Origin of the sequence: Sorangium sp. So ce302, assembly GCF_051530145.1 — a bacterium.
Classification (GTDB): Bacteria; Myxococcota_A; Polyangia; order Polyangiales; family Polyangiaceae; genus Sorangium; species Sorangium cellulosum_B.
Genome location: NZ_CP150326.1, coordinates 10,055,496 through 10,069,912, shown reverse-complemented (window position 1 = coordinate 10,069,912; position 14,417 = coordinate 10,055,496). Strand labels below are relative to the sequence as shown.

Annotated in this window: 10 protein-coding genes; 6 read left to right on the top strand and 4 right to left on the bottom strand. The window is 72.9% G+C overall.

Going from position 1 to position 14,417, the window contains the following annotated elements:
* Positions 1-194 precede the first annotated feature (194 nt).
* From WME73_RS38135 to WME73_RS38110, 6 genes are all read left to right on the top strand, one after another.
* Positions 195-2,693 carry a beta-glucosidase gene (locus WME73_RS38135; protein WP_437912779.1) on the top strand — a complete coding sequence of 833 codons (2,499 nt, stop codon included), beginning with the start codon at positions 195-197 and terminating at the stop codon, positions 2,691-2,693.
* Positions 2,694-3,052: 359 nt separating this feature from the next.
* On the top strand, positions 3,053-4,756 hold the full coding sequence (locus WME73_RS38130) for a protein kinase domain-containing protein (RefSeq protein WP_437912778.1): 1,704 nt from the start codon (positions 3,053-3,055) through the stop codon (positions 4,754-4,756).
* Positions 4,757-4,763: 7 nt separating this feature from the next.
* Positions 4,764-5,723, top strand: coding sequence for a hypothetical protein (locus WME73_RS38125; protein WP_437912777.1), 960 nt, complete (start codon positions 4,764-4,766; stop codon positions 5,721-5,723).
* The gene (locus tag WME73_RS38120) at positions 5,720-6,685 is read left to right on the top strand and encodes a PEGA domain-containing protein (RefSeq protein ID WP_437912775.1); all 966 of its coding nucleotides are present in this window, start codon (positions 5,720-5,722) and stop codon (positions 6,683-6,685) included. Before WME73_RS38125 ends, WME73_RS38120 begins: the two co-directional genes overlap by 4 nt.
* A 128-nt stretch (positions 6,686-6,813) precedes the next feature.
* Positions 6,814-7,818: an alpha/beta hydrolase gene (locus WME73_RS38115; RefSeq protein ID WP_437912774.1), complete on the top strand. Its 1,005-nt coding sequence runs from the start codon at positions 6,814-6,816 to the stop codon at positions 7,816-7,818.
* Positions 7,815-9,233, top strand: a complete 1,419-nt coding sequence (locus WME73_RS38110) for a pyridoxal phosphate-dependent decarboxylase family protein (RefSeq protein ID WP_437852474.1) — start codon at positions 7,815-7,817, stop codon at positions 9,231-9,233. The genes WME73_RS38115 and WME73_RS38110 overlap by 4 nt, the downstream gene beginning before the upstream one ends.
* 42 nt (positions 9,234-9,275) lie before the next feature.
* Here WME73_RS38110 and WME73_RS38105 read toward each other — a convergent pair whose 3' ends face one another.
* The 4 genes from WME73_RS38105 to WME73_RS38090 form a co-directional block, all read right to left on the bottom strand.
* Positions 9,276-9,887: a PDZ domain-containing protein gene (locus WME73_RS38105; protein WP_437912773.1), complete on the bottom strand. Its 612-nt coding sequence runs from the start codon at positions 9,885-9,887 to the stop codon at positions 9,276-9,278.
* Between the two features lie 283 nt (positions 9,888-10,170).
* Entirely contained in the window at positions 10,171-11,724 is a 1,554-nt protein-coding gene (locus WME73_RS38100) for an FAD-binding oxidoreductase (protein ID WP_437741195.1), read from the bottom strand.
* Positions 11,725-11,978: 254 nt separating this feature from the next.
* Positions 11,979-13,538, bottom strand: coding sequence for a SulP family inorganic anion transporter (locus tag WME73_RS38095; protein ID WP_437912772.1), 1,560 nt, complete (start codon positions 13,536-13,538; stop codon positions 11,979-11,981).
* A 107-nt stretch (positions 13,539-13,645) separates the two neighbouring features.
* The gene (locus tag WME73_RS38090) at positions 13,646-14,314 is read right to left on the bottom strand and encodes a carbonic anhydrase (RefSeq protein WP_437741193.1); all 669 of its coding nucleotides are present in this window, start codon (positions 14,312-14,314) and stop codon (positions 13,646-13,648) included.
* Positions 14,315-14,417 lie beyond the last annotated feature (103 nt).

Below are 14,417 nucleotides of genomic sequence, written 5' to 3'. Positions count from 1 at the left end.
GCCCGCTCGCGAGCGCGCGCCGGCCGGAGCGCCGCCGAGGCGCGCGCGGTGCTCCTCTCGGCAGCTTCCACGGCTCGTGGCGAGCGTGAGCTTTCGGCGACCGTGACTCTCCTGTGAAGCTGGTGTTTCCTCGACCATGGTAGTCCCGTGCGCGGCGCCGCCTCGACGGCGCCTCCGCGCTTCCAGGAGGGTTCATGGCCGTCGCTGACTCGCACTCCGCTCGCCCCCAGAAGACCGATCACCTGCCCGAGGCCGTCGAACGGCGCGTGGCGGACGCCCTCGCCGCGCTGTCGCTCGAGCAGAAGGTCCGCCTGCTCACGGGCGCCGACTTCTGGAGCACGCACCCCGAGCCCGCGATCGGCCTGCGCCGCATGGTCGTCTCGGATGGCCCGGTCGGCGTGCGCGGCGAGCGCTGGGACGAGCGCGACCCCTCGGTGTGCCTCCCCTCCTCCACCGCCCTCGCGGCCACATGGGACGAGGCCTTGCTGGAGCGCGTCGGCGCCGCGCTGGCGTCGGAGGCGCGGCGCAAGGGCGTCGACGTCGTCCTGGGGCCGACCGTCAACCTGCACCGCAGCCCGCTCGGCGGCAGGCACTTCGAGTGCTTCTCGGAAGATCCCCTGCTGACCGGCCGGATCGGCGCCGCCTACGTCCGAGGGCTGCAGGACCACGGCGTCGGCGCCACGCCCAAGCACTACGTCGCCAACGACTCGGAGACCGAGCGGTTCACGGTCGACGTCCGGGTCGATGAGCGCACGCTGCGCGAGCTCTACCTCGCGCCCTTCGAGCGGATGATCACCGGCGCGGGCGCGTGGCTCGTGATGGCCTCGTACAACGCCGTCAACGGGGTGACCCTGACGGAGAGCGCGCTGCTCGCGTCGCCGCTCGAGGACGAGTGGGGCTTCGACGGCGTCGTGGTCTCCGACTGGACCGCGACCCGCTCCACCGAGGCCGCGGCGCGCGCGGCGCTGGACCTCGCCATGCCGGGCCCGGGAGGGCCCTGGGGCGCGGCGCTCGTCGCCGCCGTCCGCCGCGGCGCGGTGCCCGAGAAGGCCATCGACGACAAGGTCCGCCGCCTGCTGCGCCTCGCCGCCCGGGTCGGCGCCCTCGAGGGCGTCGCGCCGGCCGCGCCCGCCCCGGCCCCGCTCTCCAGCGCCGCGGCCGGGACGCTCGCCCGCGAGGCCGCCGCGGCCGGCATGGTGCTCGTGCGCAACCAGGGCGACGCGCTCCCGCTCGACGCGACCAGCCTGCGGCGCATCGCCGTGATCGGCCCGAGCGCCGCGGCGGGGCGGATCCAGGGCGGCGGCAGCGCCAGCGTCCACCCGCACTACGCGGTCTCGCCCCTGGACGGGCTGCGCGCCGCGCTCGGCCGGCGCGCCGAGGTGCTCCACGCCGTCGGCACCCGCATCCACGAAGGGCTCGTGCCGGTGGCCGGGGACCAGGTCGTCGACCCCGTGAGCGGCCAGCACGGCGTCCACGTGCGGCTCCTCGACGCGAAGGGCGGCGTCCTGCACGAGGAGCACCGCGACGTCGGGCGCCTCACGTTCATCGGGGATCAGCGCGCGAACGAGGCCGCGACGATCGAGGTGACGGCGCGGTTCCGCGCCGCCGAGGCCGGGCTCTACCGGATCGGCGTGGCCGGCGTGGGCGTCTACCGCCTCACCGCCGGCGGGCAGGTCCTCTTCGACGAGGCGGTCTTGCCGGACAAGGACGACATCGCCGCGGCCCTGCTCGCCCCGCCGCAGCGGGCGGCCGAGCTGTCCCTGGCCGCCGGCCAGGAGATCGATCTCGCCCTGACGCACACCGTCCCCGTGGGCACGCTCGCGGTGGCGTTCTCCCTGGGCGCCGAGGTTCCGGCGCTGTCCGACGAGGAGGAGCTGGCGCGCGCCGTGGAGCTCGCGCGCTCCGCCGACGTCGCGATCGTGGTCGTCGGCACCACCGAGGCGATCGAGAGCGAGGGCTTCGACCGGAGCACGCTCGGGCTCCCCGGCCGCCAGGACGAGCTGATCAGCGCCGTCGCGGCCGTGAGCCCCCGGACGATCGTGCTGGTGAACTCCGGCGGGCCGGTGACCACGCCGTGGCGCGACGAGGTGGCCGCGGTGCTCCTCACGTGGTTCCCGGGCCAGGAGTTCGGCACCGCCGTCGCCGACGTGCTGCTCGGCGCCGTGGAGCCCGGCGGCCGCCTGCCCACGACCTGGCCCGCGCGCGCGGAGGACGTGCCCGTGCTCTCGACGAAGCCCGAGAACGGCAAGCTGGTCTATGCCGAGGGCCTGCACATCGGGTACCGGGCCTGGGCGCGCGCAGGCGTCACCCCGGCCTACCCGTTCGGGCACGGCCTGGGCTACACGCGGTGGGAGATCCTCGACGTGGAAGCGCCGAGCGTCGTCGCCGGCGCGGCGGTCGAGGCGCGGGTGCGCGTGCGCAACGTCGGCACGCGCCGCGGGCGCCACGTGGTCCAGCTCTACCTGTCGCGGCCGGACTCGGAGATCGAGCGCCCCGCGGTCTGGCTGGCCGGCTTCGCGTCCGTCGAGGCCGAGCCCGATCAGACGGTCGACGTCGCCGTCACCATCGAGCCGCGGGCCTTCGCGCACTGGGCGGCAGGCCGATGGCAGGTGGAGCCCGGCGTGTACACGCTGCATGCGGGACACTCGGCCGCCGTCCTGACGAGACAGACCGCGGTGCGCCTGCACGATTGAGAGCGCAGCTGCGCGGCCCCGGGCGCTGCGCGCGCTCGCTGGGATCGATCCGACGATCCCCGGATCGAATCGATGAGGCCAGGAGCGAGGCGTTGCCGAGCATCATGGCGGGCGCCTCGCTCCTCCGCGCAATGCCTTGGTGCAAATTGCCCCAGCGTGACCGATGCGCGCGGCCGATTCCCGGCCGGAAAGGGGAATCCGTGCTCGTCTTGTCGTCTCGTCCCGAGGGCGCGCGGGCGAGCGTCGAGCTCGCCGGACGCTGCGCGCGCGGCAGGACGTGGGCTGGGGGTTCGCGCAGGCGCCCGCGGAGGTGAGGAGACGGCTCCTGGTTCGCCGCTTGCTTTCCAGGAGGGCGACCCATGATGGACGAGCACCATGTCCCCGGCCAGAGCGGATGGCTCGCGCTCGCCGGGAGAGGCGATGAGAGCACGGGCGGCGTCTCGTCGAGCGTCCGTGGATCGCCGCAGAGGGAGCGCGCCGTGGGCGAGGTCCTCGCGGGCAAGTACCAGATCGTGGGCCGGCTGGGCGCGGGGGGCATGGGCACGGTGTGGCGTGCGCGCAGCCTTTGGCTCGACGTCGACGTGGCGATCAAGGTGCTCCACGAGGAGCAGCTCGACGGCCACGCCGCCGAGCGGTTGCTCCGGGAGGCGCGCGCGACGGCGAAGCTCGGCCATCCGGCGATCGTGCGCGTGTTCGATTTCGGCGAGACCGACGCGGGCGAGCCGTTCCTGGTGATGGAGCTGCTCGAGGGCACGCCGCTCTCGAGCTGGCTGGAGGCGAGGGGCCGGGTGCCGGCGGAGCAGGCGGTCCAGATGCTCTTGCCGGTCGCGTGTGCGCTCGCGACGGCCCACGCGCAGCGCATCGTCCATCGCGACGTCAAGCCTGCCAACATCCTCATCGTGCCCGACGGCGCGGGCGGCCACGTCCCGAAGGTCGTCGACTTCGGCATCGCCAAGCTCGCCAACGCGGCGAGCCCTGCGATCACGCAGCGAGGGATGATCGTCGGCAGCCCGGAGTACATGTCGCCGGAGCAGGCCGACGGCCAGCTGGACGTCGGGGAGCAGACCGACGTCTGGGCGTTCAGCGTGGTGATGTACGAGCTGATCACCGGGCGGCGGCCGTTCAGCGGGGAGACGCTGAGCGCGGTGATCGTGGCGATCTTCAGCAAGGAGCCGGCGCCGACGACAGAGCTCGGCGCCGGCGACGAGGCGCTGTGGGCGATCCTCCAGCGCGGGCTGGCCAAATCGCCGGCCGATCGATGGCCCAGCATGCGCGCGCTCGGCCGCGCGCTTGCCGCCTGGGCGGTCGAGCGCGGGGTGACGGCGGACGTGGCGGGCACGTCGCTCGCACACCAGTGGCTCGCGCGAGGGGCCGAGCCGCCGCTCGCGGCGGAGAAGGCGGCTCCGATCGCCGCGCCTGCGGGCGCGGCCTCCGGGGCGGAGATGGCGGCGCAGCGCCCGGCCGGCGCGCGGGAGGCGCCGGGCGCGCTGCCGACGCCGGCGGCCACGCCCGTCGCGCGCCGGGGCGGCACCATCAAGATGGCCGAGGCATGGCGCGGAGCTCGGCTCGGGCTCACGGCCTCGCCGTGGCTCCCGAAGGCGCTCGTGGCCGGGGTCCTCGCCTTCGCCGCGCCTCTGGTGGTCGTCCTGGGGCTGAGCGCGCGGGGTGGGAGCGCGAGCGCGGGCACCGCTCGGCCGGCGGTCATGGCGGTTGCTCCTGCCGTCGCTCTGGGCGCGTCGGAAGCGCTGCGGGGGACGGCGTCCGCTGCGTCCTCCATCGGCGTCGCGCCCCCCGATGCCGGCGCGCGACGCGCGGCTGCTTCCGAGATGGCCGTGAGGGGTGCGGCGGCGGACAGCGCGCCTGCCGAGCGGGACGAGCAGAGCGATCCGTGGGAGGAGCCGAGCGATCCATGGGCTGAGCTCTTGCCAGCGCCTGCGGAGCCGCGCGCTCAGGGGGCCGAGCCGGCCAGCCAACGGATCGCGCCGCGCGCTCAGCGAGCTGCGTCGCCGCGTCCGCGGCCTGTCTCCACGTCCATGCCGCTGCCGGCGGCGCCCGACTTCTGAGGTGGTCATGCGCACTCCCGGGGTGAAGCACCGCTCCCTTCGTGGTTCTGGCGATCTGATGCTCCTCCTGGTCACGCTCGCTGCAGCGGCGCTCGGGCCGGGAGGCTGCTCCGCTCTGATCAGCGAGGAGCTGTCCGACAAGGCCGACGAAACAGAGGGCGCTGGAGGGCTCGAGGACCAGGTGGGCGACGGGCGTGGCGGGGGCGATCTCATCGGGAGCAGCGGCGCGAGCACGAGCAGGACCACCGTGGGCAGCGGTGGCGACGAGAGCGCGACAAGCAGCGGGAGCGGCGCTGGCCCGAGCAGCGGAAGCGGCGCTGGCCCGAGCAGCGGGAGTGGCCCTGGCCCCAGCAGCGGGAGCGGCGCTGGCCCCAGCAGCGGGAGCGGCGCTGGCCCCAGCAGCGGGAGCGGCCCTGACCCCAGCAGCGGGAGCGGCCCTGACCCCAGCAGCGGGAGCGGTCCTGGCGCGAGCGTCGGTGGAGGCGAGGGCAGCGGAAGCGGCGCTGGTGCGAGCGATGGGAGCGGCGCTGGCGCTAGCGGCGGTAGCGGTCCTGGCGCGAGCGTCGGCGGAGGCGACGGCAGCGGAAGCGGCGCTGGTGGGAGCGGCGCGGGAGGCGACGGCAGCGGGAGCGGCGCTGGTGGGAGCGGCGCGGGAGGCGACGGCAGCGGGAGCGGCGCTGGTGGGAGCGGCGCGGGAGGCGACGGCAGCGGAGGCGACGGCAGCGGAGGCGGCGCTGGCGGGAGCGGCGCGGGAGGCGAGGGCGCGAGCGGCTGGAGCGGCGCGGGAGGCGCTGCAGCGAGCAGCGGCGCAGACACCGAGACGACCTGCAATGGCCATTACGCCGATTGCGACGGGGACGCGGCGCATCATTGCGAGACCAACCTGTGGAACAACGACGCTCATTGCGGCGCCTGTGGCAACCGATGCCCCGCTGGTACGAAGTGCCGGCGAGGAGACTGCTCATGAGCGCGCGCCCCGCACCGCGCTCCGCGCGCCTCGGCGTCGCGCTCGCCGCGGCCTTGCTCATGGCCGCAGCCACGCTTCCCGCGTCGGCGCAGGGCGCGGGCGATGTGGAGTCCGCGCGCGTGCTGTTCGTCCAGGGGGCCAAGCTGGCGAAGCAGGGGCGCTGGGAGGAGGCGCGCGCGCTGTATGCCCGATCGCTCCAGATCAAGGCGGCTCCCCTCACGCGCTACAGCCTCGGCGTCGCGCAGAAGGAGATCGGGCACCTCGTCGAGGCGCTCGCCAGCTTTCGCGCATTCCTGGTCGAGCCGCCGACGCCGACGACCTCTCCCTACGTCGTGCCGGCGCGCGAGGCGGTCGCAGCGCTCGAGGGGCGCATCGGCCGAGCGACGATCGCCGTCAGGCCCGCCGAGATCGGCGGGCTGACGCTGACCATGGACGGGAGGCCGCTGAGCGCGGCCCCTGGGCAGGTCATCGAGCTGGACCCGGGCGCTCACGAGATTGCGGCGAGCGCTCCGGGGTTCCGCGCCGCGGTCGCCCGGTTCAGCGTCGGCGCGGGCAGCTCGGTCGAGGTCCCGATCGCCCTGGCGCGAGCCACGACCGAGACGAGGCAAGCCTCGGCTGCCGGGGGCGGTCTGCCTCCCGTGGCCGGCGCTGCCGATGCATCATCGAGCCGGACGCTCCCGCTCGTCGTCCTGGGCGCGGGCGGCGCGCTCTTCGCCGGCGGAGCCATCCTCGGGCTCTCGGGCCTGAAACAGGCAGGGGATGCGCGCTCGAGCACGGGCGCGGACGCGGGCGCTGCGCGGGCCAAGGGGATCGCCGGCGACGTCCTCGGCGTCGCCGGCGTCGCGACCGTGGGCGTCGGGCTCTACCTGCTGCTGAAGGAGCGCGCGCCGAGCACGACCAAGGCGGGCTCCGTGATGCCGTGGTTGAGCGCGTCCGGCGCGGGCGTCGAGGTGCGGCTCTGACGCCGCGCGGCCCGCGCTGAACCCACCGCCGGCGGCGAGCGCTCGACGCCAGGACGCGGGGCAAAGACGCAAACGAGAGGCGGTGAGGGGTATTCCCGGCGGAAGCGCGGACATGGTACTGCGCGCCCATGCGCTCGCTCGTGACGGTGCTGTCCCTGGCCGCGCTCCTGGCCGCGGGCGCATCCGCCTCGGCCAACGGCGACGGGACCAGCTCGCCGCCCCCTGCGGCCGCGCCCGCGGCGAGCGCTCCTTCCGCAGCAGCACCCGCGGCGAGCGCGCCCCCTGCGGCCGCGCCCGCGGCGAGCGCGGCCGCATCCCCGCAGGACCCGGCGGCGGCGCGCTGGTGTGCGCCCGAGCTCGCGTCGCTGCCCGGTGAGGTGTGCGCCTTCCTGCCGGCCAGGCCGGCGCCTGGCCCGCGGGTGCTCGTGATCTTCCTGCACGGCGTCGTCCAGCCCGATTCCGGGTGGCAGTGGGCGCAGCAGCGGGGCGCGGCGCGGGCCGGCGCCCGGCACGGGGCCGCCGTGATGATGCCGCGTGGCCGGCGCGGTATCGGTCCAAAATCGATGCCAAAATCGATGCCAAAATCGATGCCAAAATCGATGCCAAAATCGATGCCAAAATCGATGCCAAAATCGATGGAAGACTGGTGGTGCTGGCCCACCGCCTCCGCCGCGCAGACGGCTCACGAGGACGCCCTGCTCGCCGAGTGGGACGCGGCGCGCGCGGAGCTCGAGCGGCGCGCGGGCGCGCGCTTCGAGCGGGTGCTCGTGTTCGGGTTCTCGAACGGCGCGTACTACGCGACGTCGCTGGCGATGCGCGGGCGGCTGCCGGTCGACGGCTACGCGGCGTTCGCAGGCGGCTCGGGCGCGCGCTACCTGCAGCGAGCGGGCGCGCAGACGAAGCTGCGCGCGCCGGTGTTCGTCGGCTGGGGCGGGAAGGACCCGGCGCACAAGGACCAGGTGGCGCTCGCGAAGATGCTCCGCAGGCTGAAGTGGCCATCGAGGTCGCTCGGCAAGCCGCGCGCTGGGCACGCGATGACCGACGAGCAGGTCGACGAGGCGTTCGCGTTCCTGAGCGGCCGGCGAGGCGGCGACAAGGCGCCCGGCAGAGGGCGAGGAGCGCGAACGCGATGAAGGACGCGCTGACGACCGCGCTCTCCCCCGATTTCCTCGAGCGCGAGGCGGCCCGCCTGGGCGCGCTGCTCGCGGATCACGTGCGCAGGGCGCAGCGCCGGGAAGGGCCGGTGCTGGTGCAGCGATCGATCGAGGAGATCCTCGCCGCGCTCGACTTCGATCGCACGGTCGCGCACGGCGGCGCGGATCTCGCCGCCCTCGTCGCCACCGTCCTCGACAACAGCAACCGGCTGCACCACCCCCGCTACTTCGGTCACCAGGTGGCCGTGCCGATGCTGTCGTCGTCGCTCGCCGACCTCGTGCACGGCGTCCTGAACAACGGCATGGCCGTCTATGAAATGGGGCCTGCCGGGACCGCGATCGAGCGCGGGCTCCTCCGCTGGATGCGGGGCAAGATCGGCTGGGGCGCCGAGGGCGACGGCGTCATCACCCACGGCGGGAGCCTGGGCAACCTGAGCGCGCTGCTCGCGTGCAGGGAGCGCGTCGCCCCGGGGAGCTTCAAGGCGGGCGTCCCGCCCGGCCTCGTCCTGCTCGCCTCGGAGGCGGCGCATTATTCGGTCGCGCGCGCCGCCGCCATCATGGGCCTCGGCGTCGATGCCGTCGTGAAGGTCGCCGTGGACGACGCGCTGCGGATCGTCCCGCGGGCGCTCTCGCGGGCGTACGAGGAGGTGAAGCGGGCGGGCAAGCGTGTGCTCGCCGTGGTGGCCAACGCGGGCGCGACGCCGAACGGGGCCTTCGACCCGCTGCGGGAGATCGGCGCCTTCTGCCGGCGGGAGGGGCTCTGGCTCCACGTCGACGGCGCCCACGGCGCGGCGGCGCGCTTCACCGAGCGCTACCGGGACCTGCTCGACGGCGTCGAGCTCGCCGACTCGCTGGTCTGCGACATGCACAAGATGCTCGGCACATCGACGCTGGCCTGCGCGGTCCTCGTCAGGGATCCCGCCGCGCTCGCCGGCACCTACGAGCAGTACGCGCCGTACCTGCACGGCGACGACGAGCGGCAGGGCGTCGATCTGTCCAAGCTCACGTTCGAGTGCACGAAGGCGCAGCTGTCGCTCAAGCTGTTCTTCAACCTCGCCCTCGTCGGCGAGGCCGGCCTGTCCGCGCACGTCGAGCGCCTCTTCGACGCCGCCCGGCGCTTCCACGGCCTCCTCGCGCGCCGGCCGGCGTTCGAGTGCTTCGGCGCCCCGCAGGCCAACATCCTCTGCTTCCGGATCGGCCGCGACTCGGCGACGCAGGATCGCGTCCGGCGGCAGATCGTGGAGGAGGGGAGCTTCTACATCACGCGAACCACGCTGCGCGGCGAGTCGTGGCTGCGCCTCGTCATCATGAACCCGCACACGACGGACGGGGACATCGAGGCGCTCGCGGCGCGCATCGAGGCGCTCGTCGTCGAGCGCGCGCCGCCGCCCTGACGAACACGCGCCGGGCCGGGTCCGCGGGCGGACGCGAGGCGGTCAGCCGCCGCCTCTGGACCTGGTCGCCGCGGCTGACGGGGGCGCCGGAGCGTCGCCGGTCGGCACCTGGAGCATCGCATAGTTGATCGTGGTCTCGTTGCGGAGCACGGTGAGCACCACCATGTCGCCGGGCACGCGGGCGCGCAGGTAGCCCTCGAGGCCTGCCAGCGAGTGGACCGGCCGCCCGTCGACGGCGAGGATGACGTCGCCCGGCTCCAGGAGCGGGGACGTGAAGCTGCGGATATCCATGCTCGCGATCCTCGCGCCCTCCCCCGTGGTCGGCTGGATGGTGAGCAGCCAGGGCGCCGGGACGGAGGTGGCTGTCGGCGCGCGGCTCGACCGGTTATCGCGTTTCTCTGGCCTTGCGGTCGCCGCCGGGCTCGCCGGCGCGCCGGCGCGTTGCTGCGTGTCCTCGGCGCGCTGCTGCGAGGCCTCGACGCGCTGCTGCGAGGCCTCGACGCGCTGCTGCGAGGCCTCGACGCGCGGGCAGTCGCCGCGGCACGCGCTGACCGCCAGCGGGACGAGCGGCGTGAGCACCCCTGAGAGGCGTCGAGCCCACCCGTACGCGCCGCGCGCACGGAGGGGCTGATCCCGCTGTTGACTGCCATGCATGGCCCCGGCGTCCTCCGCGTGTCCTCTGCGCGTTCGCCACGCGTCCTAACGCGTGCTCACGTCGCTCATGTCGAGAGCTGCAAGATCCCAACCACCGATTCCCAGCCGCTGTCCGGGCCGTTGTTCGGCGGGCGGCGAAGACCGGGGCGAGGCGGGCGCGGAGAGCGTTCTTCTCTCTCTCGCTGCGCCCTCGCAGTTCCGTCTCTCGTGAGCCCGAGCGGCGTCCTCGCGCCTTGAAATCACCGGAAAGCAGGGAGGGTGTCCGTCCCTCGGCGCGCCGTGCTCACGGGCCGGCGGGCCGTGGCGCCGCGCCGAAGTGCGCGGGGAACACCCGCTCGAGGAACTCGTTGCGCAGGAGCCCGTCGGGATCGACGAGCCGCTTCAGGCGGACGAACTCCGGGAGCGCGTGCGCGTACATCGCCCGGAGGTGCTCCGCTGTCGCGTGGACGTTCTTCACCAGGTAGACGCGGCCGCCGAGCTCGAGCGCGCGCGCGCTGAGCTCGCTGAGGCGGAGGCCGATCCGGTGGGCGCTCTCTTCCTCCGAGGCCTCGAACGCGAGCGTCACCGCGAACCCGTCGGTTCCGTGGTTCGCCGAGAGGAGGAACTGGTCGCCCTGGATGTGGAGCACGTCGAGCAGGAGCGGCGGTATGCCGTCTCGGGTAGCGATCTCATCCACCTTGCCCAGGAAATCGACGAGCCGGCGCAGGCTGTCCTCCTGGGCGCCCGGGTCGTAGGGGATCATGAACGCTTGCTGCACCGTGAGCATGGGCATTCCGAGGGTCTGCGCGATGCGCTTCGCGCGGACGTTGCCGTCCATGAAGAACAGGTAGCCCATGAGCTCATCGACGTACGGGCGTGAGACATCGAAGAGGAAGCGGTCGATGAGCGTCCAGAGGCCCCGGCTCACCACGGAGGCGCGCATCAGCCACTCGATCGGGACGCGGAGCACGTGCCGGGGGCGATGGATCAGCAGCGGGCGGAGCTCGTGCGAGGTCCCCGGGACGTACCGCGACCGGAGGACCATGCTCCTGCTCCCCTCCAGGGTGTGGAAGGCGATGGAGAAGAGCGCCTCCGGGATCCACCCGTCCTCGTCTGCGGTGCCGCCCTCGGCGTGCAGGAGCTGCTCCGCGCGTGGGAGGAGCGCCGTCGCGAGCTCCTCGAGCGAGGCGCAGCGCGTCGCCTGGGTGACGACCCGGATCGGCGTCCCTGCCGGGGCGACGCGCGCGACGCGGTAGGTGACATCGATCACTGCGCCGAGGTAGCCGAGCCCGCCGATCACCGCGTGGAACAGCGCGCTCGTCGCCTCATCGCGGCTGAGGGAGAGCAGCTGTCCGTCGAGGGAGAGGAGGGAGAGCCGCTCGACGTAGTGTCCCTCTTTGCTGGCGATGCCCGAGAAGCGCGAGAGACAGTCCCCCGAGACCGTGCCTCCCGCGGTGGCGTGGCTCGTCGATACGACCGTGTAGGGCACGAAGCCGCGGACGGCGAGCGCGCGGGCGATGGCTCCCCAGGTCGCGCCGGCGCCCACGGTCATCCGCGCTCCTTGCGTGTCGATCTCGATGGATCGGAAGTGGTGCATCGAGATCACGATGTCGTCGTTCAGCGCCTGGCCATCGAACGACTGGCCTCCGGCGCGGAACGTGATTCTGCGCCCTGTCCGCTTCGCCATGCGGAACAGCACCCTCAGCTCCTCGACCGACGCCGGGAAGTACACGTCTCCGCACGATCGGTGCAGCCCGCTGTAGCCCTGGAGCGAGCAGAGTGGTCTCCGTCGGATCTCGTCGAGCCGTGGCGTGAGAATCTCGCCCGTCGTCCTGGCCCAATCGAGAGCAGCGCGCATCCCACCAGCTTCGCTCGTGGCGGCTCGGCGGGCCAAATTAGCCGCTGTTTTCGCGTGCCCCCGGGGCCCAGGCGTTAACCGAGCTCGTTCGGTCACGCTCAGGGCACGAAGCCCCGCTTCACCCCACCATCGATCACCAACGTGAACGTTCGGATGTAGGAGAGCGCGGCGCGAAGCTTGGTTAACGCTGGGAGGCCCCCGGGGAGGGGGCTCGTCGCGCGGGGGCGGGGACGGGCAGGTGTCTGAGTGTCGCGCTAAAAGCCGCGGAGCTCGACGTGGATGTTGCGTCGATGCGCCGACTGCTGGAAGCGCCGGAGGAGCTCCGCGACGTCGTGGTCGATGTACGACACCCCCTGGGCGTCCACGACCACGTGGGTGTCGCTCGGCAGTCGCTCGAGCAGCGTGACGAGGTTGCCCTGGGTGAAGAAGTAGGCCGCCTTGTTGAACCGGATGGTCACGCGAGCCCCCTCGTGGATCACGTCGAAGACGCGGGACATATGGGTCCTCAGCACGAAGAGGACGCCGACCGCGAGGCCGATGGCGATGCCCTTCAGGAGATCGGTCAGCACGATGGCCACGATCGTCACCACGAACGGGATGAAGTGGTTCCAGCCGAGCTGGCGCATCTCGGCGAAGATCTTGGGCTTGGCCAGCTTGTAGCCGGTCACGAGCAGGATCGTCGCGAGGCACGCGAGCGGGATGCGCGAGAGCAGCCCCGCCGCGAAGACCACCGCGAGCAGCAGGAGCGCGCCGTGCGCGAAGGCGGAGACCCGCGTCCGCGCGCCGGCGTTCGTGTTGGCGCTGCTGCGGACGATGACCGACGTGACAGGGAGACCGCCGGCGAACCCGGAGAGTATGTTGGCGAGGCCCTGCGCGACGAGCTCCCGGTTCGGCGGCGACTTGCGGTGCCACGGATCGATCCGATCCACGGCCTCCAGGTTGAGCAGCGTCTCGAGGCTGGCCACGATCGCGAGCGTAACGCCCAGCACCCACACCTCGGGCCGCAGGATCGCCGACCAGTCGGGGAGCTGGAGCGCGTTGACCAGGTCGCCCGTGGGCAGCGTCACGAGGTGCTTCTGCTCGAGGGCGAGCGACGGGATCGCCGTCTTGAACAGCTCGTTGCCGAGCGTCGCGACGAGCACGGCGACGAGGGGCGCGGGGAGCCAGGAGATCTTCGCGAGGCGCGACTTCTCCCACCCGACCAGGATGGCGAGGCAGACGGCGCTGAGGAGGAACGCGCCCCACTCGATGGCCTGCGCCGCCTGGCCGAGCATCGTGAAGGTGTTGCCGCCGTCGGCCTTGAACGACTCGGAGGCGAAGTTGTCCTTGTCGAAGCCGACGGCGTGGGGGATCTGCTTCAGGATGAGCAGGACGCCGATGGCCGCGAGCATCCCCTTGATGACCGAGGAGGGGAAGAAATGGCTGATCGCGCCGGCCCTCAGCACGCCGAGCCCGAGCTGAAGGACGCCGCCGATCACCACGGCCATCGCGAAGGCCTGGAAGCTCTGCAGGCTGGTGATGCCCGCGAGCACGATGGCGGCGAGCCCCGCCGCCGGGCCGCTCACGCTGAGCTGAGCGCGGCTCACGAGCGGGATGACGAGCCCGCCCACGATGCCGGCCACGATGCCGGAGAGGAGCGGGGCCCCCGACGCGAGCGCGATGCCCAGGCAGAGCGGCAGGGCGACGAGGAAGACGACGAGGCCGGCGGGGATGTCGTACTTGAGGTTCGCGGTGAGGCGCGGGTCGAGCGGCGGCGCGCTCTCCGCGGGCGGCGACTCCCGGCTCGCACCCGGGCTCTCGGAACTAAGCGTCACGGCGCCGGCGGGACTCACCCCCGCGCCTGCATGGATGGTATTCGGAAGCTGCATCGAACGGGCCCTCTCGATTCGAGTGAAGACGTGGATCGGCGACGAACAGGCGCTCAGACGGCCCGTCGGTAGACCGTCGACTCCGGCAGCGCCGATGGGGGCACAGCGTCACCGATCGGCCCGAACTGGCCGGTCGAAGCTTCGAATTGAAAGACCTGTCCGGTCTCGATCTTGAAGACCCAGGCGTAGAGAGAGAGATCGCCGCGCGCGAGCCGCGCGCGGATCGTCGGGTGCGTCCGGAGGTTCTCGATCTGGGCGAGCACGTTCTCCTCCACCGTGATCGTCAGTCGATCCTCCCCCTCGATGTGCGGGTAGTTCTCCTGCACCAGGCGGCGCGTCAGCTCCGCGTGCTGGAGCCACCCTTTGACCGCCGGCAGCTCGTCGAGGCCCGCAAGATCGAGCAGCCCGCGCATCGCGCCGCAGTGCGTGTGGCCGCAGACGATGATGTGCTTGATCCCGAGGTGCGCGACCGCGAACTCGATCGCGGCGGACTCGCTGCCGTTGCTGGCGCCGTACGGCGGCACGATGTTGCCGACGTTGCGTACGATGAAGACGTCGCCGGGCTGGGTCTGCGTGATGAGGTTCGGATTGATCCGGCTGTCCGAGCACGTGATGAACAGCGCCTCGGGCCGCTGACCCCTCGCCAGGTTGCGAAAGAGGTCTTGATGTGTGGCGCACACCTCGGCATGGAACTTGTGCAACCCGTCAGCGAGCTTCTGCATGGAATAAACCCTCTCGTTGACCGCGCCGATACGGCGCGGCGATCGTCATGAACACCTCCGATCCCAGCGACTCCGAGCCGGACCGCGAGCGGCCTCGGCCACG

Excerpts from the sequence above, each read along its gene's own strand:
- WME73_RS38120 (WP_437912775.1), top strand. The coding sequence starts at position 5,720 with ATGAGCGCGCGCCCCGCACCGCGCTCCGCGCGCCTCGGCGTCGCGCTC.
- WME73_RS38125 (WP_437912777.1), top strand. The coding sequence starts at position 4,764 with ATGCGCACTCCCGGGGTGAAGCACCGCTCCCTTCGTGGTTCTGGCGAT.
- WME73_RS38105 (WP_437912773.1), bottom strand. The coding sequence starts at position 9,887 with ATGCATGGCAGTCAACAGCGGGATCAGCCCCTCCGTGCGCGCGGCGCG.
- WME73_RS38110 (WP_437852474.1), top strand. The coding sequence starts at position 7,815 with ATGAAGGACGCGCTGACGACCGCGCTCTCCCCCGATTTCCTCGAGCGC.
- WME73_RS38100 (WP_437741195.1), bottom strand. The coding sequence starts at position 11,724 with ATGCGCGCTGCTCTCGATTGGGCCAGGACGACGGGCGAGATTCTCACG.
- WME73_RS38130 (WP_437912778.1), top strand. The coding sequence starts at position 3,053 with ATGATGGACGAGCACCATGTCCCCGGCCAGAGCGGATGGCTCGCGCTC.
- WME73_RS38135 (WP_437912779.1), top strand. The coding sequence starts at position 195 with ATGGCCGTCGCTGACTCGCACTCCGCTCGCCCCCAGAAGACCGATCAC.
- WME73_RS38115 (WP_437912774.1), top strand. The coding sequence starts at position 6,814 with ATGCGCTCGCTCGTGACGGTGCTGTCCCTGGCCGCGCTCCTGGCCGCG.
- WME73_RS38090 (WP_437741193.1), bottom strand. The coding sequence starts at position 14,314 with ATGCAGAAGCTCGCTGACGGGTTGCACAAGTTCCATGCCGAGGTGTGC.